This is a genomic window from Streptomyces sp. TM32 (assembly GCF_004122755.1).
In the GTDB taxonomy this organism is placed as follows: domain Bacteria; phylum Actinomycetota; class Actinomycetes; order Streptomycetales; family Streptomycetaceae; genus Streptomyces; species Streptomyces sioyaensis.
Window position 1 is genome coordinate 26,983 of the sequence record NZ_SDIG01000014.1, and the last position, 20,865, is coordinate 47,847.

The following is a 20,865-nucleotide window of genomic DNA, read 5'->3' on the forward strand; positions in this document are numbered from 1 at the left end:
TCTCCTTTGTCCGATGCACGCGGAGCCAACCCGCTTCGTGACCCCGCAGACCGACGGCTCCCGCGTATCGCGGGGCCGTCGGGCCTGGTCATCTTCGGTGTCACGGGCGATTTGTCCCGTAAAAAGCTGATGCCTGCCGTCTACGACCTGGCCAACCGCGGTCTGCTCCCGCCGGGCTTCTCGCTCATCGGGTTCGCCCGTCGCGAGTGGGAGCACGAGGACTTCGCGCAGGAGGTGTACGAGGCGGTCAAGCAGCACTCCCGTACGCCGTTCCGCGAGGAGGTCTGGCAGCAGCTGGTCCAGGGATGCCGCTTCGTCCAGGGCACCTTCGACGACGACGAGGCCTTCAAGACGCTCAAGGAGACGATAAACGAGCTCGACAAGGCCCAGGGCACCGGCGGCAACTTCGCCTTCTACCTCTCGGTGCCGCCGAAGTTCTTCCCCAAGGTCGTCCAGCAGCTGAAGAAGCACGGGCTGGCCGACCAGAAGGAGGGCTCCTGGCGCCGCGCCGTCATCGAGAAGCCCTTCGGACACAACCTGGAGAGCGCCCAGGAGCTCAACCGGATCGTCCACGAGGTCTTCCCGACGAACGAGGTCTTCCGGATCGACCACTACCTGGGCAAGGAGACGGTCCAGAACATCCTGGCGCTGCGCTTCGCCAACACGATGTTCGAGCCGCTGTGGAACCGCAGCTATGTCGACCACGTCCAGATCACCATGGCCGAGGACATCGGCATCGGAGGCCGGGCCGGCTACTACGACGGCATCGGCGCCGCCCGGGACGTCATCCAGAACCACCTCCTCCAGCTGCTCGCGCTGACCGCCATGGAGGAGCCGGCCTCCTTCGAAGCGGACGCGCTGGTCGCGGAGAAGACCAAGGTGCTGGGTGCGGTCAAGATCCCCAAGGATCTCGGCAAGGAGACCGTCCGGGGGCAGTACGCGGCGGGCTGGCAGGGCGGCGAGAAGGCCGTCGGCTACCTGGAGGAAGACGGCATCGACCCCAAGTCGAAGACCGACACCTACGCCGCGATCAAGCTGCAGATCGACAACCGCCGCTGGGCGGGCGTCCCCTTCTACCTGCGCACCGGCAAGCGCCTGGGCCGCCGGGTCACCGAGATCGCGGTGGTCTTCCAGCGCGCCCCGCACTCCCCCTTCGACCACACCGCCACCGAGGAGCTGGGGCAGAACGCCCTGGTCATCCGGGTGCAGCCGGACGAGGGCGTGACCGTGCGGTTCGGTTCGAAGGTGCCCGGCACCTCGATGGAGGTGCGGGACGTCTCGATGGACTTCGCCTACGGCGAGTCCTTCACGGAGTCCAGCCCCGAGGCGTACGAGCGCCTGATCCTGGACGTTCTGCTGGGGGACGCCAACCTCTTCCCGCGACTGGAGGAGGTCGAACAGTCCTGGCGGATCCTCGACCCGATCGAGGTGTACTGGGAGAAGCACGGCAAGCCCGCGCAGTATCCGGCAGGCACCTGGGGTCCCACCGAGGCGGACGAAATGCTCGCACGAGACGGACGGAGCTGGCGCCGGCCATGAAGATCGATCTGACGGAAACCACGTCCAGCAAGATCAACAAGGCGCTGGTCCAGGGCCGTCGTGCCGTCGGCACGCCCGCCATCGGCATGGTGCTCACCCTCGTCATCGTCACCGACGAGGAGAACGCCTACGACGCCCTCAAGGCGGCCACCGAGGCGTCGCGTGAGCACCCCTCCCGCACCCTCGTCGTCATCAAGCGGGTCAGCCGGTCGCCGCGCGACCGCGCCAAGGCCCGCCTGGACGCCGAGGTACGGGTCGGCACGGACGCCGGCACCGGCGAGACGGTCATACTCCGGCTCTACGGCGAGGTCATCGACCACGCCCAGTCCGTGGTGCTGCCGCTGCTGCTGCCGGATGCCCCGGTCGTGGTCTGGTGGGCGGTGAACGCCCCGCTGGACCCCGCCAAGGACCCGCTCGGTGCGCTGGCCCAGCGCCGGGTCACCGACGCCTACGCCGCCGAGCAGCCCGTACGGGAGCTGTCCGCCCGCGCGGAGACCTACACGCCGGGCGACACCGATCTGTCCTGGACGCGGATCACGCCGTGGCGCTCGATGCTGGCTGCGGCGCTCGACCAGGCCCCGTGCACGGTGAGTTCGGCCGAGGTCGAGGGCGAGGAGTTCAACCCCAGCTGCGAGCTGCTCGCCATGTGGCTGGCCGACCGGCTGAAGGTTCCGGTCACCCGCAAGGTGTCCGGCGGCCCCGGTCTGACCGCCGTACGGATGGAGTCCAGCATCGGCTCGATCGTGCTGGACCGCCCGGACGGCTCGCTGGCCACGCTCTGCACGCCCCACCAGCCGGACCGTGCGGTGGCGCTCAAGCGGCGGGACACCGCGGAGCTGCTCGCCGAGGAGCTGCGCCGGCTCGACCCGGACGACATCTACGCCGCCGCGCTCAAGTACGGCGTGGACCGGCTCGGTGAGGGCAAGGACTCCGCGTCGGCGGCCGGGGAGCCGGCGGCGGCCGGGAGCGCCGCGGCCAAGCCCGCGGCGAAGAAGGCGCCCGCCAAGAAGGCAGCCGCCAAGTGAGTGCTCCGCAGGTTGTCGTCCACCGCGACAAGGAGCTGATGGCCAAGGCGGCGGCGGCCCGGCTGATCACCAAGATCGTGGACGCCCAGGCCGCCCGCGGCTCCGCCTCCGTGGTGCTGACCGGCGGGCGCAACGGCAACGGGCTGCTCGCGGCCGTCGCCGAGGCGCCCGCGCGGGACGCGGTGGACTGGACCCGGCTCGATCTGTGGTGGGGCGACGAGCGGTTCGCTCCGGACGGCGATCCGGAGCGCAACTACACCCAGGCCCGGGAGGTGCTGCTGGACAGCGTCCCGCTGAATCCGGCCCGGGTGCATCCGATGCCCCCCTCGGACGGCCGGTACGGCAAGGACGCCGACGCCGCCGCCGAGGCGTACGCGGACGAACTCGCCGCCGCCGCGGGGCCCGAGGACCACGGCCCGGTGCCGTCCTTCGACGTACTGCTGCTGGGCGTCGGCCCGGACACGCATGTCGCCTCGCTCTTCCCGGAGCTGCCGGCCGTCTACGAGCAGGAGCGGACGGTGGTCGGCGTGCACGGTGCGCCGAAGCCGCCGCCGACCCGTACCTCGCTGACCCTGCCCGCGATCCGTGCGGCGCGGGAGGTCTGGCTGCTGGCGGCCGGCGCGGACAAGGCCAACGCCGCGGCCATCGCGCTGTCCGGCGCCGGCGAGGTCCAGGCCCCGGCGGCCGGTGCCCGCGGCCGCAGCCGGACGCTGTGGCTGCTGGACGAGGCGGCGGCGGCACAGCTGCCGCGCGGGCTCTACCCGCCGGCCTCGGCCTGAGCGGTCCGGTCCCGAGCGATCCGGCCCAACGGTCCGTCCCGAGCGGTCCGTCCCGGCAACACGAAGGCCCCGCCCCCCTCTCAGGGGGTGCGGGGCCTTCGGCGTCACGGCAGCGCGCCGGCGGGACCCTTCCGGATCAACGCCCGCGCAGTGCACGGTACTTGGCGACCAGTCCGGCCGTCGAGGCGTCCAGCCCCGGCACCTCGGCGCCGTCGGTCAGCGCCGGCTCGACCCGCTTGGCCAGGACCTTGCCCAGCTCCACGCCCCACTGGTCGAAGGAGTCGATGTTCCAGACCGCGCCCTGGACGAACACCTTGTGCTCATAGAGGGCGATCAACTGGCCCAGCACGGACGGGCTGAGCTCCTTGGCCAGGATGGTGGTGGTGGGGCGGTTGCCCGGGAAGGTCTTGTGCGGGACCAGTTCCTCGGCCACGCCCTCGGCCCGCACCTCGTCCGGCGTCTTGCCGAAGGCCAGCGCCTGGCCCTGGGCGAAGAGGTTGGCCATCAGCAGGTCGTGCTGGGGCACCAGGCCGGGTTGCAGATCGGCGACCGGCTCGGCGAAGCCGAGGAGGTCGGCCGGGATCAGCTTGGTGCCCTGATGGAGCAGCTGGTAGTAGGCGTGCTGACCGTTGGTGCCCGGCGTGCCCCAGACGACGGGGCCGGTCTGCCAGGTGACCCGGTGTCCGTCGCGGTCCACCGACTTGCCGTTGGACTCCATGTCCAACTGCTGGAGATACGCGGTGAACTTGGAGAGGTAGTGGCTGTAGGGCAGCACGGCGTGGGACTGGGCGTCCCAGAAGTTGCCGTACCAGATGCCCAGCAGGCCCAGCAGCATCGGGGCGTTCTCGTGCAGCGGGGCGGAGCAGAAGTGCTCGTCGACGAGGTGGAAGCCCGCCAGCATCTCACGGAACCGCTCGTGGCCGATCGCGACCATCAGCGACAGGCCGATGGCGGAGTCGAAGGAGTAACGGCCGCCGACCCAGTCCCAGAACTCGAACATGTTGTCCGGGTTGATGCCGAACTCCGTCACCTTCTCGGCGTTGGTCGACAGCGCCACGAAGTGCTGGGCGACGGCCGCTGCCCCCTCGGCACCCAGCCCGCTCAGCAGCCAGTCGCGGGCCGACGTGGCATTGGTGATGGTCTCGATGGTGGTGAAGGTCTTCGAGGCGATGATGAACAGCGTCTCGGCCGGGTCCAGATCGCGGACCGCCTCGTGCAGATCGGCACCGTCCACATTGGAGACGAAGCGGAACTGCATGTCCCGGTGGGTGTAGGCACGCAGCGCCTCGAACGCCATCGCCGGGCCCAGGTCGGAGCCGCCGATACCGATGTTGACGACGGTCTTGATGCGCTTGCCGGTGTGGCCCTTCCAGTCGCCCGAGCGGACCCGGTCGGCGAAGGTGCCCATCTTCGTCAGGACGGACTGCACCGCGGGGGTGACGTTCTCCCCGTCGCTCTTGATGACCGCCGAGCCGGGCGCGCGCAGCGCGGTGTGCAGCACGGAGCGCCGCTCGGTGATGTTGATCTTTTCGCCGCGGAACATCGCGTCCCGCAACTCCGCCACGCCGGCCGCCGTGGCGAGTTCACCCAGCAGCCGCAGGGTCTCGTCGGTGACCAGGTGCTTGGAGTAGTCGAGGTGCAGCTCGCCCACCTGGAGGGTGTAGCGCTCGGCACGCCCCGGATCCCGCTCGAACAGCTCGCGCAGATGCACCTTCCCCAGCTGCTCGCGGTGCTTGCCCAGCGCGGTCCACTCGGGCAACTGGTCGAGCCTGCTGCGGCCTTCTGCGTTCATCTCGGACATCTGCCTTCTTCGTCTCGTAGCGGCCCCGCCGTCTCCCAACCTAATTGATCAGCGCGCGGTAGGAAGTATCTGTCCACCGCCGGACGAGGCGCTGTCGGCGGCCTGAAGAACAGGTGTCGGCGCACCGGCACCCTGCTCGTCGTCCCGCCCCGTCCGCATCGTGCGCATACGGAAAACGGTACGGGCGACCACTGACAGTGGGCCCCCGAGCAGCCGCCGCATCCGCTTCCCCCTCTGCGCCCGGAGTTGACGGGCCGACCTACGAGGGCGCCCGTACGCGGCCGGCCCGGCCGGAGGGTGCTGTCCCCTCCGGCCGGGCCGGCCGGTGTGTGTGGTGCGCCGTCAGATCTCGCCGCGGAGCTTGGCGAGCGCCTCCGCGAGGATCGCCTCACCGTCGGCGTCGCTGCGGCGCTCCCGGACATAGGCGAGGTGGGTCTTGTACGGCTCGGTGCGCGGCGGGTCCGGCGGGCTTTCCCGGTCCTTGCCTGCCGGGAAACCACAGCGCGGGCAGTCCCAGGTGTCCGGAACCTGCGCATCGCCGGCGAAGCTGGGCTGCGTCTCGTGCCCATTGGAGCACCAGAAGGAGATGCGGGTGCGCGGCGCGGACTCGCCGCGCTCGGCCTCCCCCATCGGCCCCGCCCCGACCCGACTTCCTCGGATCGCGTTGCCACTTGCCACGGTCGTAACTCCCTGCGTAATGGTGCTGCACAGCCTCTCGCAGCAGCTGCGCTGCGGAACGCCCCAGTCTACGTAAGGCCCAACGCGCGTCCAGTGGCTGGAGTTACCCGTCCGAGGACGCCACCCTCATGATAGGCCGCGCCTCCGACGCCTTGTCAGTTGCCGAGCTTCATCAGGATGCCGAGCACGACGATGCAGGCGAACCACAGCAGACCGACCACGATGGTGATGCGGTCGAGGTTACGCTCGGCGACCGAGGAGCCACCGACCGAGGACTGCATGCCGCCACCGAACATGTCGGACAGGCCGCCGCCCTTTCCCTTGTGCATGAGCACCAGCATCATCAGCAGCAGGCTGAAGACGATGAGGGCGATCGAGAACCCGATGACCACGGCTGGACCAACTCTCTAGGACTGACGGACGGACGTATGGATCACTGTCTGTGGAACAGATGGTGCGGGGCCGGGGTCGGCGCTGCTGCACCGGTCCCGGCCCCGACAGGGTACGACGAGGGCTCCCCCTCGTCATAGCGGCTACTGGTCGCGGAAGCGGACGATCTTCACGAATTCGTCGGCGTCCAGCGCCGCGCCACCGATCAGCGCGCCGTCGACGTCGGGCTGCGCCATGATCGCGGCGACGTTGCCGGACTTGACGGAGCCGCCGTACTGGATGCGGACCTTGTCGGCCAGCTCCTGGCTGTAGAGCTCCGCGAGACGGCCGCGGATGGCACCGCAGACCTCCTGCGCGTCCTCGGGGGTGGCGACCTCGCCGGTGCCGATGGCCCACACCGGCTCGTAGGCGATCACGATCGTCTCGGCCTGCTCGGCCGGGATGTCCGCCAGACCGCCGTCGACCTGGGCGAGGGTGTGCGCGACCTGGTGGCCGGCCTTGCGCACGTCCAGGCCCTCGCCGACGCAGAGGATCGGGGTGAGACCGTGCTTGAACGCGGCCTTGACCTTGGCGTTGCAGATCTCTTCGTTCTCGCCGTGGTACTGGCGGCGCTCGCTGTGGCCGATGGCCACGTACGCGCACTTGAGCTTGGCCAGCATCGGGCCGGAGATCTCACCGGTGTAGGCACCGGAGTCGTGCGCGGAGATGTCCTGGGCGCCATACTTGATCTTGAGCTTGTCGCCGTCGACCAGCGTCTGCACCGACCGCAGGTCGGTGAAGGGCGGCAGGACCGCGACCTCTACGGCGTCGAAGTCCTTGTCGGCAAGGGCGAAGGCGAGCTTCTGGACGTGTGCGATGGCCTCGAGGTGGTTGAGGTTCATCTTCCAGTTGCCCGCCATCAGCGGGGTGCGGTCAGTCACGATGTTCAGTCCTCCAGAGCGGCGAGGCCGGGGAGCGTCTTACCCTCGAGGTATTCGAGGCTGGCGCCGCCGCCGGTCGAGATATGGCCGAAAGCATTCTCGTCGAAGCCCAGCAGCCGGACCGCGGCGGCACTGTCACCGCCACCGACGACGGTGAAGGCGTCCGAGTCCAGCAGGGCCTGCGCGACGGCCCGGGTGCCGCCCGCGTAGTCCGGGTGCTCGAAGACGCCCATCGGGCCGTTCCAGAAGACCGTGCCCGCGTCGGCGAGCTTCGCGGCGTAGAGCTCGCGGGTCTTCGGGCCGATGTCCAGGCCCTCCTTGTCGGCCGGAATGGCGTCCGCGGCGACGGTCTGGGGGTGCGCCGGGGCCTTGGTCTTCAGGTCCGGGAACTCGGACGCCACCAGGACGTCGACGGGGAGGACGAACTCCACGCCGCGCTTCTCGGCCCGCGCCAGGTACTCCAGGCAGGCCGGCACCTGGTCTTCCTGGAGCAGCGAGATGCCGACCTCGTGGCCCTTGGCCTTGAGGAAGGTGTAGGCCATCCCGCCGCCGACCAGGATGCGGTCGGCCTTCTCGATCAGCTGGTCGATGACGGCGAGCTTGTCGGAGACCTTGGCCCCGCCGAGCGCGACGGCGTACGGGCGCTTGACGTCCTCGGTGAGCTTCTTCAGGACGCCGACCTCGGTGGCGATCAGGTCGCCGGCGGCGTGCGGAAGGCGCTTCGGCAGGTCGTAGACGGAGGCGTGCTTGCGGTGCACGGCGCCGAAGCCATCGCCCACGTACAGGTCGGCGAGGGCGGCGAGCCGGTCGGCGAAGGCGCCGCGCTCGGCGTCGTCCTTGCTGGTCTCGCCCGCGTTGAAGCGGAGGTTCTCCAGCACGGCGACCTGGCCGTCCGCCAGGCCGGCGGTCACGGCCGCGGCGGACTCGCCGACCGTGTCCGTCGCGAACGCCACGTCCTGACCGAGGATTTCACCCAGCCGTGTGGCCGCGGGGGCAAGCGAGAAGGCCGGGTCCGGGGCGCCCTTGGGACGGCCCAGGTGGGAGGCGACGATCACCTTGGCGCCGCGCTCGACGAGCTTGGCGATCGTCGGGGCGACGGCGCGGATCCGGCCGTCGTCGGTAATGGTGGTGCCGTCCAGCGGCACGTTCAGATCGGCACGGACAAAGACGCGCTTGCCCGCTACCTGAAGGTCGTCGATCGTCTTCATGAGGAGTGACTCCATCACATGGGTCGGTAGGTCGCGGAACGGGGCCCGTACGACGCTTCCTCGCGTCGTACGAGCCCCGTCCTCACATCTCGCGGTGCCTCGGGTGTGAACCAGAGGTCAGAGCTGGCCGCCGACGAAGGTGGTCAGGTCCACCAGGCGGTTGGAGTAACCCCACTCGTTGTCGTACCAGCCGACGACCTTGACCTGCTTGCCCTGGGACATCGTCAGCTTCGAGTCGAAGGTGCAGGAGGCCGGGAAGTTCACGATGTCCGAGGAGACGATCGGGTCCTCGGTGTACTCGAGAATGCCCTTGAGCTGGCCCTCGGCGGCCTTCTGGAAGGCGGTGTTGATCTCGTCCTTGGTGACCTCGCGGTCCAGCTCCAGGACCAGGTCGGTGACCGAGCCGGTGGGGACCGGCACGCGCATGGCGATGCCGTCCAGCTTGCCCTTGAGCTGCGGGAGGACCAGGGCGGTGGCCTTGGCGGCACCCGTCGAGGTCGGGATGATGTTCTCCGCGGCGGCGCGGGCGCGGCGCAGGTCGCTGTGCGGGAAGTCCAGGATCCGCTGGTCGTTGGTGTACGCGTGGACCGTGGTCATCAGGCCCTTGACGATGCCGAAGTTCTCGTCGAGAACCTTGGCCATCGGCGCCACACAGTTGGTGGTGCAGGAGGCGTTGGAGATGACGTGGTGCTTGGCCGCGTCGTACTTGTCGTTGTTGACGCCCATCACGATCGTGATGTCCTCGTCCTTGGCGGGCGCGGAGATCAGGACCTTCTTGGCGCCGGCCTGGAGGTGCTTCTCGGCGTCGGCCTTCTTGGTGAAGATGCCGGTCGACTCGATGACGATGTCGGCGCCCAGCTCCGCCCAGGGGAGGTTGGCCGGGTCGCGCTCGGCCATCGTCTTGAAGGTCTGGTTGCCGACCGTGATGGTGTCGTCGGTGTGGCTGACGTCCTGCTTGAGACGACCCAGGATGGTGTCGTACTTCAGCAGGTGAACCAGAGTGGCGTTGTCGGTCAGGTCGTTGACACCGACGATCTCGATGTCCGCGCCCTGCTCCAGGAGCGCGCGGAAGTAGTTGCGACCAATGCGGCCGAATCCGTTGATGCCTACGCGGATCGTCACGAACCGATCTCCTCGTTAGGTACGCCGATGAGTTACCGGCGAGCTGTATGGGCTGTCCCCGACCGCCTCCGACCCTACCCCCAAAGAGAGACGTACGTGACATTGACAAACGGGCCCCTGATGCCTCAAACGAGCGCCCCCGGCAGTGCCCTTCGGCGGCCGTCCATGCCTCCCCCGACAGCATCGGATCGGGAGTGACCTCAGCGGCACGAAGGGACGCCGGGGGCGTCCGCAGCAGCGAGCCGTCAGCCGACCATGCCCTCGGCGAGCTCCTCGGTGAGATTGGATTCCGTGCCGGGGATGCCGAGGTCCTGGGCCCGCTTGTCGGCCATCGCCAGCAGGCGGCGGATCCGGCCGGCGACGGCGTCCTTGGTCAGCGGCGGGTCCGCGAGGGCGCCCAGCTCCTCCAGCGAGGCCTGCTTGTGCTCCATGCGCAGCCGGCCGGCCGCGGCGAGGTGCTCGGGGACCTCCTCGCCGAGGATCTCCAGGGCGCGCTGCACCCGGGCGCCCGCGGCGACCGCGGCGCGCGCCGAGCGGCGGAGGTTGGCGTCGTCGAAGTTGGCCAGGCGGTTGGCGGTGGCGCGGACCTCGCGGCGCATCCGCCGCTCCTCCCACGCGAGCACCGACTCGTGGGCCCCGAGCCGCGTCAGCAGGGCGCCGATCGCATCACCGTCACGGACGACGACGCGGTCCACGCCGCGTACCTCGCGGGCCTTGGCGCCGATGCCGAGGCGGCGGGCGGCGCCGACCAGCGCGAGCGCCGCCTCGGGCCCGGGGCAGGTGACCTCCAGCGACGAGGAGCGGCCGGGCTCGGTCAGCGAGCCATGAGCCAGGAAGGCCCCGCGCCAGGCCGCCTCGGCGTCGCAGGTCGCGCCGGAGACGACCTGTGGGGGCAGGCCGCGGATCGGGCGGCCGCGGCCGTCCACCAGGCCGGTCTGCCGGGCCAGCTGATCACCGCCGGCCACGACCCGGACCACGTAGCGGCTGCCGCGCCGCAGCCCGCCGGGGGCCATCACCACCAGGTCGGAGCTGTGCCCGAAGATCTCCAGGATGTCCTTGCGCAGCCGACGGGCGGCAATGCCGGTGTCCAGCTCCGCCTCGATCACGATGCGTCCGCTCACCAGATGCAGACCGCCCGCGAACCGCAGGATCGACGAGACCTCCGACTTCCGGCAGCAGGTCCGGGTGACGGGGAGCCGGGAGATTTCATCCTTCACCGCTGCCGTCATCGCCATGGGCCGATCCTTCCATGCATCCGAAAAATACGGTCGTACGCGGCTGCCAGCAGCTCCGGGTCGTGCCGGTCGGGGGCTCCCCCGGCGTTCGACCGGGCGTCGTCTCCTTGTGCGGCGACCGCCGCCAGCTCGACCTCGCTGCCGACCAGCTGCTTTGCGGCAGTGGTCAGGCCATCGAGGTCGGGCACGGCGGCCTTGTCGGCCAGCACCACGTCGAAGGCGAGTTTAGGGGCGTGTCGGGCCAAAACCTCCAAATGACGCTGCGGGGAGAAGCCATCGGTTTCGCCCGGTTGGGGCGCAAGGTTGAGCGAAAGGACCTTTCGGGCCTTGGTCTCCTCCAGGGCCTCGCGCAGCTCCGGCACCAGCAGATGCGGGATCACCGAGGAGAACCAGGACCCGGGGCCGAGCACCACCCAGTCGGCGTCACGCACCGCGGCCACCGCCTCGGGAACGGCCGGCGGGTCCTCGGGGACCACATGGACGGACTGCACCTCGCCGCGGGTGAGCGCGACGGTGGCCTGGCCGCGGACCGTGGAGATCTCGTCCGGGCGGTCCGCGTCATGCCCCTTGACCTGCGCCTGGAGCTCCAGGGGCACCGCCGACATCGGCAGCACCCGGCCGTGCGCGCCGAGCAACTTGCCGACCAGGTCGAGCGCCTGGACATGATCGCCGAGCTGCTCCCACAGCGCGACGATCAGCAGATTGCCGACCGCGTGGTCGTGGAGCTCCCCTTCGCTCTGGAAACGGTGCTGGATCACCCGGGACCAGGTCTGGCCCCAGTCGTCGTCGCCGCAGAGGGCGGCCAGCGCCTTGCGCAGATCGCCGGGCGGCAGGACGCCCAGCTCGTCGCGCAGGCGGCCGCTGGAGCCGCCGTCGTCGGCGACCGTGACCACGGCGGTCAGATCACCGGTGATACGGCGCAGCGCGGCCAGCGAGGCGGACAGGCCCATGCCGCCGCCCAGCGCGACCACCTTGGGGGTGGCGCCCTTCGTCGTCCGCGCGCTGGAGACGAAGCGGCGGACCCGGCGCAGCCGGGGAGTGGTGCGCCCGCTCACTCGCGCCCCATGTCCCGGTGGACGACGACCGTTTCCACCCCTTCGGAGACCAGACGGCGGGCGAGCTTCTCGGACATCGCCACACTGCGGTGCTTGCCGCCCGTGCAGCCCACGGCGATGGTCACATAGCGCTTGCCCTCCCGGCGGTAGCCCTCCGCGACGATCCGCAGCAGCTCGGCGTAGCCGTCCAGGAACTCCTTGGAGCCGGGCTGGCTGAAGACATAGCTGGAGACCTCGTCGTTGAGCCCCGTGAAGGGGCGCAGCTCCGGGACCCAGTGCGGGTTGGGGATGAAGCGGCAGTCGATGACCATGTCGGCGTCGACCGGCAGGCCGTATTTGAAGCCGAAGGACATGACCGTGGCGCGCAGCTCGGGGACCTCTTCGCCGGCGAACTGGGCGTCCATCTTGGCGCGCAGCTCATGGACGTTGAGGCTGGAGGTGTCGATGACCAGGTCGGCGTCGCCGCGCAGCTCGCGCAGCAGATCGCGCTCGGCGGCGATGCCGTCGACGATCCGGCCGTCGCCCTGGAGGGGGTGCGGGCGGCGCACCGACTCGAAGCGGCGCACCAGGGCCTCGTCGGAGGACTCCAGGAAGACGATGCGGCGCTTGACGTTCTGCGCGTCGAGGGTGGCCAGCGATTCCTTGAGGTTGGCGAAGAACCGGCGGCCGCGGACGTCGACGACGACCGCGATCCGGGCGACATTGCCCTGCGAGCGGGCGCCCAGCTCGACCATCGGCGCGATCAGCTCGGGCGGGATGTTGTCGACGACGAACCAGCCGAGGTCCTCCAGGCACTTCGCTGCCGTACTGCGGCCGGCGCCGGACATCCCGGAGATGATCACCAACTCGGGAATCGCGGCGCTCTCGCCCTGATCGGTCGTGCCCGTGTTCACCTCTGCACCGTCTCTTTCGGGTTCCTGCGCTTCGTGCGGTGTACTCATCGTTCCTGCCCCCGTTCTGCCGACAACGCGGCCGGTGGGGCCCCGTCATCCTCAATGATCTCTCCTGTGGCGGTGTTCACCGCGGGGGCGGACGGTGCCGCCCCGGCCAGCGCCGCGACGACCGTCTCGGCGGTCTTGCGGCCGACGCCCGGGACCTCACAGATCTCGTCGACCGTCGCGGCCCGCAGCTTCTTCAGCGAGCCGAAGTGCTTGAGCAGGGCCTGGCGGCGGGTGTCGCCCAGCCCGGCGACGGCGTCCAGTGGGGAGGCCTTCAGCCGCTTGCCACGCTTGGTGCGCTGATATCGGAGGGCGAAGCGGTGCGCCTCGTCACGGACGCGCTGGAGGAGGTAGAGGCCCTCGCTGCTACGCGGCAGGACCACCGGGTCGTCCTCCCCGGGCAGCCAGACCTCTTCGAGGCGCTTGGCCAGGCCGCAGACGGCGACGTCGTCGATGCCGAGCTCGTCCAGGGCCCGGCGGGCGGCCGCGACCTGCGGGGCGCCGCCGTCGACGACCACGAGCTGGGGCGGGTAGGCGAACCGCTTGGGGCGGCCGTCCTCGTCGACGGGGCGGCCGGCCCCCGGCTCCATGGGGCCGTCGGCCTCCACGGGGGCGTCCTCGGCCGGCTCCTCCGTCCACTCGCCGGACCGCTGCTTCTCCTGGAGATAGCGCCGGAAGCGGCGAGCGGTGACCTCGTGCATGGAGCGGACGTCGTCCTGGCCCTGGCCGTGCCAGACCTGCTCGTCGCCCACCCGGCCCTTGATCTGGAAGCGGCGGTACTCGCTCTTGCGGGCGAGGCCGTCCTCGAACACCACCATCGAGGCGACGACGTCGTCGCCCTGGAGGTGGGAGATGTCGAAGCACTCGATGCGCAGCGGCACCGAATCAAGGCCGAGCGCCTCGGCGATCTCCTCCAGCGCGCGGGAGCGGGTGGTCAGGTCGGAGGCGCGCTTGGTCTTGTGCAGCGCCAGCGCCTGCTGGGCGTTGCGGCCGACCGTGGCCATCAGGTCCTTCTTGTCGCCGCGCTGCGGAATCCGCAGCGAGACCTGGGAGCCGCGACGGTGCGAGAGCCACTGCGCGACCGGCTCGACGGGCTCGGGCAGCGCCGGGACCAGGACCTCCTTGGGGACGGCGTCGCCCTGCTCCTCGCCGTACAACTGCTGGAGGGCGTGTTCGACGAGATCGCCGGTGGTGACGGCCTCCACCTTGTCGGTGACCCAGCCCCGCTGGCCGCGGACCCGGCCGCCGCGGACGTGGAAGATCTGGACGGCGGCTTCGAGTTCGTCCTCGGCGACGGCGATCAGATCGGCGTCGGTGGCGTCGGCGAGGACCACGGCGCTCTTCTCCATGGCCCGCTTGAGCGCCCCTATGTCGTCCCGCAGCCGGGCGGCGCGCTCGTACTCCATCTCCTCGGCGGCCTCCTGCATCTGCCGCTCCAGGCGGCGGAGGTAGGCGCCGGTGCGGCCGGCCATGAAGTCGCAGAATTCCTCGGCGAGTTCGCGGTGGTCCGCGGCGGAGATGCGCTCGACGCAGGGGGCCGAGCACTTGCCGATGTAGCCGAGCAGGCAGGGGCGGCCGATCTGGGCGGAGCGCTTGAAGACACCGGCGGAGCAGGTGCGCACCGGGAAGACCCGCAGCATCAGATCGACCGTCTCGCGGATGGCCCAGGCGTGGCCGTAGGGCCCGAAATAGCGCACGCCCTTCTTCTTGGCACCGCGCATGACCTGGACGCGCGGGAACTCCTCGTTGAGGGTCACCGCCAGATACGGATAGCTCTTGTCGTCGCGGTACTTGACGTTGAAGCGGGGGTCGAACTCCTTGATCCAGGTGTATTCGAGCTGGAGCGCCTCGACCTCGGTGGAGACCACGGTCCATTCCACGGCGGCGGCGGTGGTGACCATCGTGCGGGTACGCGGATGGAGGCCGGCCAGGTCCTGGAAGTAACTGGCCAGGCGCTGGCGCAGGCTCTTGGCCTTGCCGACGTAGATGACCCGGCCGTGCTCGTCGCGGAACTTATAGACCCCCGGCGAGTCGGGGATCTGTCCCGGCTTGGGTCGATAGCTGCTGGGGTCTGCCATGCACACCACCCTACTGACCGCCACCGACATTCACGGTGCCCCGACCACTCCCGCAGCCGGCCGGACGCCACCGGTCCGGCGGCACCCGGCCGCCCCGCCGTCACGGGCGGGCCCCGGCCTGCGACGGGGAGCGCACGGGCCCGGTGAGGGCGGGAGCGGGCGGTGCGCATCCGGGGGGAGCAGGGCGGGGAGCGGGTGGTCAGTAGTGGGCGGTCGGTAGGGGGCAGTCAGTGGTGAGCGGTCAGCCCCGGACCGGCGCGGCCCGGTCGAGCCGTACCGCGCCGATCCGGGGCAAGGGCCCACGACGCGGCAGAGCGGCGCCCGCCCGTCGGGACGGACGCCTGGATGGCTCCTGCCGGGACAGCTCCTGCGGGTCAGCGCGTCAGCGGCATGACGGCCGGTCAATGTCCGTACGGGGCCCGGAGGGCGGCGGCCGGGATGCCCCGTCGCACAAGGCGCGGATCGGGCGCCGCCGCCGTGTGCCGGGTGCACGCCGGCCGCTCCGTGCGCCGTGCTCCGCGCCCCGTCCCCCCGCCGCCGCCCTCCGTCCGGCAGCGGGGAGAAGGCCTGCTCAGTGACTGTGCCGGCGGCGCAGCGCCACAGCGGCGGACAGCCCCAGGGCGAGCAGAGCGGCGACGGCGGCCACGGCCGAGGCCGCGGTCACCGGGAAGGAGTCGCCCGTCAGCGCCCCGGCCTCGACGGGTGCCTTCCGGGGGCCCTTCCCGGCGGCGGACGGACCGTAGCCGCCGGCCTCCCCGCGCCTGTCGTACGCGGAGCCCGGGAGCTTGTCCCCGTAGGCCTTCGCCACCCGCGTGCGGTAGGCGGCGACCGTGGTGCCGTGCGCGCCGACGGCCTTGCGGGCGTCGGCGTCCAGTGGCTCGATCCGGTCGCCGCGCTGGACGTACCAGGCATCGATCTGCGGCTCGTGGAAGACCGTGCCGCCCTGTGCCCGCGCGGCGCCGGCCGCGGTGTAACGGGTCTCGTCGTCGCCGCCGGCGATATTGACGACCTTCCAGGCGCCGCCCTGCGAGGCGGTCCACACCGAGGCGGTTCGGCCGTCGGCGGCCACCGCCTTGGTGGCGAGGAACTCCAGGCGGGCGACCGGGGCCGCCGGCCGGCCGCGGACGAAGTCCGGTGACAGGCCGTACACGGGGACGGTGCCGCCCTCGATGCGCGGGGCGGCCGGTGCGGCCGGTGCGGCCCCGGTCACGGCGGCGCCGCCGCGCTGCCGCTCGGCGGCGAAGAACCGGGCGAGGGTGTGCAGGGTCGCGGGGGCGGTGGCCGCCGCACGGGCGGCGGTGAGGCTCGCGCGGGCCGGGGCCTGGGGCGCGGGGACGGCCGCGGCCAGTGCGGGGTGCGGGGTGAGACCCATGAGGGCGGTCGCGACCGTCCCGGCGGCGACGGCGCGGAGGGTGGTGCGGACTGCGGTGCGCTTCGTCATGGCCTCAGGCTCCTATCCGGTAGAGGGAGTGTGTCCAGGAGAAGGAGCTGCCGTTCACGTAGTAGTCGAAATCGCCCCAGTTGTAGCGATTATTGGTCGCCCAGGGATCACCCCAGTAGACCCAGTTGCGTTCTGTGTCATAGCCATAGAGCACATGCATATGTCCGCCACCGGAGGACCACTGGATGCGGGTCTCCATCGGACGGCCGGCGTCGATCTCGCTCTGCACGGTGCCGTAGCCGAGTGAACCGCTCACGTAGGAGCCGGAGTTGATGCCCATCCAGGCGAAGGCGTTCTGCACATTGCCCAGGGTGGCCTGGTCGTTGGGGCAGGAGGTGCCCTGCTGGCGCTGGAAGGCGGCGTTGCAGAACTCGTTCTGGCTGTAGTTCTTGCCGTACCAGGCCGCGATGGTGTTGCCCGAGCCCGCCCAGCACCAGTTGGTGTTCTGCTGGGCCTGCATGGCGATGCCGAGGCTGTTGGCGGTGCGCAGGGCGGCCGCCGTACCACGGGCGGTGAGGGCGTGCGCCGGGGGTGTGAGGGGGGTGGCAGAGGCGGGGGTCGTCCCCGTGAGCATGGTCAGTGCGGCGGCGGTGAGAGCCGCGGCCGACAGCCATCTGCGGCGGGAAACGCGTGCGTGGGGTGCACGAGTCATGGCGTTCCTCCCGAACAGGGGGGTGAGGGGGGTGAGAGGAGCGCATCCGGATGCTGTTGAGGAGCATCGGGTGTTGTCGCAGGCAGGTCAACACGCTTCAATGCGAGATGACATGGGGGTGTGGACGGAGGGGCCCGGATGTGAACGGCCGGTGCCCGGCTTGCTGCAGTGACCTGGCCGTACGGCGCGCAGCGGGCGATCCGGATGTGAACGTTCACCGCGCCGGAGGATTGAGGCAATGGCACAGGACACCCCCCGGTCGGCCGAGCTGGCGCAGCTGCTGCGCACCGGCCCGTTCCACCTCGCGCTGCGCTCCGCACTCACCGAGCGCGGGCTCGCCCTCACCCGCGTCCAGCACAAGCTCGCGGAGCGCGGCATCACCATCGGGGTGACCAGCCTCAGTTACTGGCAGCAGGGCGCCCGGCGCCCGCAGCGCCCCGAGTCGCTGCGGGCGGTGCGCGCGCTGGAGGAGGTCCTGGAGCTGCCCGCGCACTCGCTGCACCGACTGCTGGTGCCGGAGGGCGGCGGCCTCCCGGAGGCCGAGCGGCCGGCCGCCCGCACGTACCGCTCCCTGGTGGCGCCCGCCGAGGCGCTGCGGCAGCTGTTCACCGAGCTGGAGGCTCCCGCGGACGGCGGGCTGCACACCGTGGGCCATCATGAGCGGGTCCGCATCGGGCCCGAGCGCCGGCTCCTGGAACGGGAGTCGCTCCAGGTGGTGCGCGCACACCGGGACGGCGTGGACCGCTATGTCGCCATCCACCGCGGCGATGCCGGCTGCGATCCCTCCCGCGTCCGGGTGCGGGCCGCGGAGAACTGCCGGCTGGGCCGGGTGCGCGGGAGCGCCGGGGCCGGCGTGGTGGTCGCCGAGCTGCTCTTCGACACCCGGCTGCGGGCCGGTGACACCCATGTCTTCGGCTACGTCTTCGAGGACGGCAGCGGCGGCCCGAGCACCGAGTACCTGCGCGGCTTCAGTTTCGCCGGCGGCCAGTACGTGCTCCAGGTCCGGTTCGACGAGGCGGCGCTGCCGGTGCGCTGCCGCCGCTTCGCCCAGACCTCGCCGGGCGCGCCGCGCAGCGGCCGGCAAGAACTGACGCTGAGCGGACAGCACCGCGCCGTGCACCTCGTGGAGCAGGGGGTACGGCCCGGGATACTGGGCATCGCCTGGGACTGGGGGTGAGTCCCCGCGGCCCGGTGGCGGGACGGCGCCTCAGCCCGCGATCAGCTTGCCGTCCTTGGCCTTGACCGGCACCTCGGGCAGCGGGTCCGCCGCCGGCCCCTGGAGGACCTTGCCGGTGGTGACGTCGAAGCGGCTGCCGTGGCAGGGGCAGCTGCCCTCCTTCTTGTCGACCTCCGACAGGATGCAGCCGGCGTGGGTGCACTTGGCGCTGAAGCACTTGTACGTGCCCTTGGCGGGCTGCGACACCACGAGACGGTCCTCGCGGTAGAGCTTGGCGCCGCCGACCGGCACCTCGGCCGCGGCTCCGAGCTCGACCGGCCGGTCGGGCACCGCCGAGGCGTTCGCGCCCGAGTCCCCCGAGGAGCAGGCGGTCAGCCCGCAGCCGGCGGCGCCGGCGAGCGCGGCCCCCCGCAGCACGGTGCGGCGGGCGGGGGACGGGCTCATGGCTGCTCCGGAGGGGACGGCGTCAGTGACTGGCGGCTGACGACGATACCGGCACAGACCCTTCCGCTTCCGGCCGGGCCGGGCGTCCGCGCAGCGGGAAGTGCGGTACGGAGAGCAGCGCGCCGTGGCCGGGCCCGGAGCAGGGGTGGACGGCTTGTCGCCCGGTGTGACGTAAACGCTTACGCAAACGTTTACGTTTGGGGCGGAGCCTCGTAGTGTGAGGGCTTCGCGGGAAGAGTGGCCGTGCCAGCGCGGCCCGGGGAGCCGCCGTGGCGCCCCGCGCGGGAAGGAAGAGCCGGATGACGACGATGGCGGATGTGGCACGGCGTGCGGAGGTGTCCGTCGCCACGGTCTCGCACGTGCTGAACGGGACGCGGCCGGTGCGCCCGGACACCCGTACCGCAGTCCTCGGCGCCATCGACGCGCTCGGCTACACCCACAACACCCTGGCCCGCTCCCTGGTCACCTCCCGTACCCGCTCGATCGGCCTGGCGGTCTCGGCGATCAGCAACCCGTACTTCACCGAGATCCTCCAGGGCGTCGAGGCCGGCGCCCTGGAAGCCGGCTACAGCCTGCTGCTCGCCGACCCGCACGACGACCCGCGGCACGAGCGCACGGTCGTCCAGCTGCTGCACGAGCGGCGGGTGGACGGCATGATCGTCGCGCCCTCCGCGGAGCCCGCCGAGATGGTGGAGTATCTGGCCCGGCGCGAGGTGCCCGCGGTCTTCCTGGACCGGCTGGTGGGCGACGACCACGACCAGGTGTGCGCCGAGAACACCGGTCCGGTGCGTCAACTGGTCGAGCATCTGGCCGACTCGGGGCACACCCGGATCGGTCTGGTGGCCGGCCTCCCCGGGCTGAGCACGACCACGGAGCGCGTCCAGGGCTACCGTGAGGGGCTGCGCGCCCGCGGGCTGCCGTTCGTCCCCGAACTCCTCGCCGGTGGCAACTCCGAGGCGGCGGGCGCCCATGACGCCACCCGGCAGCTGCTCGCCGCGGCACAACCGCCCTCCGCGCTCGTCACCGCCAACAACGCGATGACCATCGGCGCGCTCCGGGCGCTGCGCGAGCTGGGCCTGGAGGTGCCCCGCGATATCGCGCTGGCCTGTTTCGACGACTTCTCGTGGGCCGATCTGTTCACGCCCCGGCTGACCGTGATCGCCCAGCCCAGTAAGGAGATCGGGGCGACGGCGGTCCAACTGCTGCTGGAGCGGCTGGCGCAGCCGGACCGGCCGCCGCGCACCGTCCGTCTCCCCTGCACCTTTGTGCACCGTACGTCGTGCGGCTGCGCCGAACCCGCCCCGGCCGTGCCCCCGGCCGCTCAGGAAAGGAACCGCACCCCGTGATCGTCGTCGCCGGCGAGGCACTGATCGACCTCGTCCCCAGCCCCCAGGAGCCCTCCCCGAGCAGCCGGGGCCTGGACGTCGCCACCCCGGACGGCCGGCTTCCGGCGTTGCAGCCGCAGCGCGGCGGCGGCCCGTACAACACCGCGGTCGCGCTGGGGCGGCTGGGCTCACCCGCCGCGTTCTGCTCCCGGGTCTCCACCGACGCCTTCGGTGCGGCGCTGCTGCACGGGCTGCACAGCAGCGGCGTGGACACCTCGCTGGTGCAGCGCGGCAGTGAGCCGACCACCCTCGCCGTGGCCGACATCAGCCCGGACGGGTCGGCGGGCTACGGCTTCTATACCGACGGCACCGCCGACCGGCTCTTCACCCTGCCGCCGGCGCTGCCCGCCGCGGTCCGTGCGCTGTCCCTGGGCACCTGCTCGCTCGTGCTGGAACCGGGGGCGAGCGCCTATGAGGCCCTGCTGCACCGCGAGGCGCGGCGCGGGGTGTTCACGGCGCTGGACCCCAATATCCGGGCCGGTCTGATCGCCGATCCGGACGCCTACCGGTCCCGCTTTCGCACCTGGCTCCCCGCTCTCGCCCTCCTGAAGATGTCGGAGGAGGACGCCCTGTGGCTGGCGGGGGCCGGTGCCGCGGCGGGCGGCGGGTGGGACGCGGTCACCGCGGCGGCGGCGGAATGGCTGGCCGCGGGGCCCGCGGCGATCGTCCTCACCCGCGGCGGGTCCGGTATGACGGTGCTGACGCGGGGCGGCGGTGAGCTGACGGTCCCCGGCGAACGGGTCGAGGTCGTCGACACCATCGGTGCCGGTGACACCGTCAACGCCGCGCTGTTGCACCGTCTGGACGCCCACGACGCCCTCTCGTACGCCGCCGTCACCGCGCTCGGCGACGACGACTGGCGCGACATCCTGCGCTTCGCCGCCCGCGCGGCCGCCGTCACCTGCTCCCGCGCGGGCGCGGAACCGCCGTTCGCGGGGGAGCTGGCGGCGTAGGGGCGCGGACGCTGACGGGAGGGCGCCGACGGGGAGGCCGGACAT

At 71.4% G+C, this 20,865-nt stretch carries 19 protein-coding genes; 6 read left to right on the plus strand and 13 right to left on the minus strand.

Going from position 1 to position 20,865, the window contains the following annotated elements:
• The first annotated feature begins 6 nt into the window (after nucleotides 1–6).
• Genes zwf through pgl form a run of 3 tightly spaced genes read left to right on the plus strand, consistent with a single transcriptional unit; the run spans nucleotide 7 to nucleotide 3,343 of the window.
• On the plus strand, nucleotides 7–1,539 hold the full coding sequence (gene zwf / locus EST92_RS05550) for a glucose-6-phosphate dehydrogenase (protein WP_129279808.1): 1,533 nt from the start codon (nucleotides 7–9) through the stop codon (nucleotides 1,537–1,539).
• A complete protein-coding gene (gene opcA / locus EST92_RS05555) occupies nucleotides 1,536–2,564 on the plus strand; it encodes a glucose-6-phosphate dehydrogenase assembly protein OpcA (RefSeq protein WP_129279809.1) in 1,029 nt (342 codons plus the stop codon). The genes zwf and opcA overlap by 4 nt, the downstream gene beginning before the upstream one ends.
• The gene (pgl, locus tag EST92_RS05560; protein ID WP_129248718.1) at nucleotides 2,561–3,343 is read left to right on the plus strand and encodes a 6-phosphogluconolactonase; all 783 of its coding nucleotides are present in this window, start codon (nucleotides 2,561–2,563) and stop codon (nucleotides 3,341–3,343) included. The genes opcA and pgl overlap by 4 nt, the downstream gene beginning before the upstream one ends.
• A gap of 136 nt (nucleotides 3,344–3,479) precedes the next feature.
• On the opposite strand, the gene pgi is transcribed toward pgl, so the two are convergent.
• From pgi to EST92_RS05620, 12 genes are all read right to left on the minus strand, one after another.
• The gene (gene pgi / locus EST92_RS05565) at nucleotides 3,480–5,135 is read right to left on the minus strand and encodes a glucose-6-phosphate isomerase (protein ID WP_129279837.1); all 1,656 of its coding nucleotides are present in this window, start codon (nucleotides 5,133–5,135) and stop codon (nucleotides 3,480–3,482) included.
• A gap of 351 nt (nucleotides 5,136–5,486) precedes the next feature.
• Complete coding sequence (locus EST92_RS05570; protein ID WP_078518748.1) at nucleotides 5,487–5,822, minus strand: RNA polymerase-binding protein RbpA; 336 nt, start codon at nucleotides 5,820–5,822, stop codon at nucleotides 5,487–5,489.
• Nucleotides 5,823–5,977: 155 nt separating this feature from the next.
• Complete coding sequence (gene secG / locus EST92_RS05575; protein ID WP_129248719.1) at nucleotides 5,978–6,214, minus strand: preprotein translocase subunit SecG; 237 nt, start codon at nucleotides 6,212–6,214, stop codon at nucleotides 5,978–5,980.
• A gap of 141 nt (nucleotides 6,215–6,355) precedes the next feature.
• Nucleotides 6,356–7,132, minus strand: a complete 777-nt coding sequence (tpiA, locus tag EST92_RS05580; protein ID WP_129279810.1) for a triose-phosphate isomerase — start codon at nucleotides 7,130–7,132, stop codon at nucleotides 6,356–6,358.
• A 5-nt stretch (nucleotides 7,133–7,137) separates the two neighbouring features.
• Nucleotides 7,138–8,340, minus strand: coding sequence for a phosphoglycerate kinase (locus tag EST92_RS05585; RefSeq protein WP_129279811.1), 1,203 nt, complete (start codon nucleotides 8,338–8,340; stop codon nucleotides 7,138–7,140).
• Between the two features lie 117 nt (nucleotides 8,341–8,457).
• Complete coding sequence (gap, locus tag EST92_RS05590; protein ID WP_129279812.1) at nucleotides 8,458–9,462, minus strand: type I glyceraldehyde-3-phosphate dehydrogenase; 1,005 nt, start codon at nucleotides 9,460–9,462, stop codon at nucleotides 8,458–8,460.
• 245 nt (nucleotides 9,463–9,707) lie between these two features.
• A complete protein-coding gene (whiA, locus tag EST92_RS05595; RefSeq protein WP_018091880.1) occupies nucleotides 9,708–10,697 on the minus strand; it encodes a DNA-binding protein WhiA in 990 nt (329 codons plus the stop codon).
• Nucleotides 10,688–11,752, minus strand: coding sequence for a uridine diphosphate-N-acetylglucosamine-binding protein YvcK (gene yvcK / locus EST92_RS05600; RefSeq protein WP_129279813.1), 1,065 nt, complete (start codon nucleotides 11,750–11,752; stop codon nucleotides 10,688–10,690). The genes whiA and yvcK overlap by 10 nt, the downstream gene beginning before the upstream one ends.
• Nucleotides 11,749–12,693, minus strand: a complete 945-nt coding sequence (gene rapZ / locus EST92_RS05605; RefSeq protein WP_129248724.1) for an RNase adapter RapZ — start codon at nucleotides 12,691–12,693, stop codon at nucleotides 11,749–11,751. The genes yvcK and rapZ overlap by 4 nt, the downstream gene beginning before the upstream one ends.
• Nucleotides 12,690–14,768, minus strand: coding sequence for an excinuclease ABC subunit UvrC (uvrC, locus tag EST92_RS05610; protein WP_129279814.1), 2,079 nt, complete (start codon nucleotides 14,766–14,768; stop codon nucleotides 12,690–12,692). Before uvrC ends, rapZ begins: the two co-directional genes overlap by 4 nt.
• A 571-nt stretch (nucleotides 14,769–15,339) precedes the next feature.
• A complete protein-coding gene (locus EST92_RS05615) occupies nucleotides 15,340–16,209 on the minus strand; it encodes a hypothetical protein (RefSeq protein ID WP_129279815.1) in 870 nt (289 codons plus the stop codon).
• Nucleotides 16,210–16,213: 4 nt separating this feature from the next.
• Nucleotides 16,214–16,861 carry a papain-like cysteine protease family protein gene (locus EST92_RS05620; RefSeq protein WP_129279816.1) on the minus strand — a complete coding sequence of 216 codons (648 nt, stop codon included), beginning with the start codon at nucleotides 16,859–16,861 and terminating at the stop codon, nucleotides 16,214–16,216.
• Between the two features lie 238 nt (nucleotides 16,862–17,099).
• Here EST92_RS05620 and EST92_RS05625 point away from each other — a divergent pair, with 238 nt between their 5' ends.
• Nucleotides 17,100–18,038, plus strand: a complete 939-nt coding sequence (locus EST92_RS05625) for a hypothetical protein (protein ID WP_129279817.1) — start codon at nucleotides 17,100–17,102, stop codon at nucleotides 18,036–18,038.
• 30 nt (nucleotides 18,039–18,068) lie between these two features.
• On the opposite strand, the gene EST92_RS05630 is transcribed toward EST92_RS05625, so the two are convergent.
• Nucleotides 18,069–18,482 carry a Rieske (2Fe-2S) protein gene (locus tag EST92_RS05630; protein WP_129279818.1) on the minus strand — a complete coding sequence of 138 codons (414 nt, stop codon included), beginning with the start codon at nucleotides 18,480–18,482 and terminating at the stop codon, nucleotides 18,069–18,071.
• Nucleotides 18,483–18,781: 299 nt separating this feature from the next.
• Between EST92_RS05630 and EST92_RS05635 the strand changes: the two genes are divergently transcribed.
• Together EST92_RS05635 and EST92_RS05640 are read left to right on the plus strand one after the other, a co-directional pair.
• Complete coding sequence (locus EST92_RS05635) at nucleotides 18,782–19,828, plus strand: LacI family DNA-binding transcriptional regulator (RefSeq protein ID WP_129279819.1); 1,047 nt, start codon at nucleotides 18,782–18,784, stop codon at nucleotides 19,826–19,828.
• Nucleotides 19,825–20,820, plus strand: a complete 996-nt coding sequence (locus tag EST92_RS05640; RefSeq protein ID WP_129279820.1) for a carbohydrate kinase — start codon at nucleotides 19,825–19,827, stop codon at nucleotides 20,818–20,820. The genes EST92_RS05635 and EST92_RS05640 overlap by 4 nt, the downstream gene beginning before the upstream one ends.
• Nucleotides 20,821–20,865: the final 45 nt, after the last annotated feature.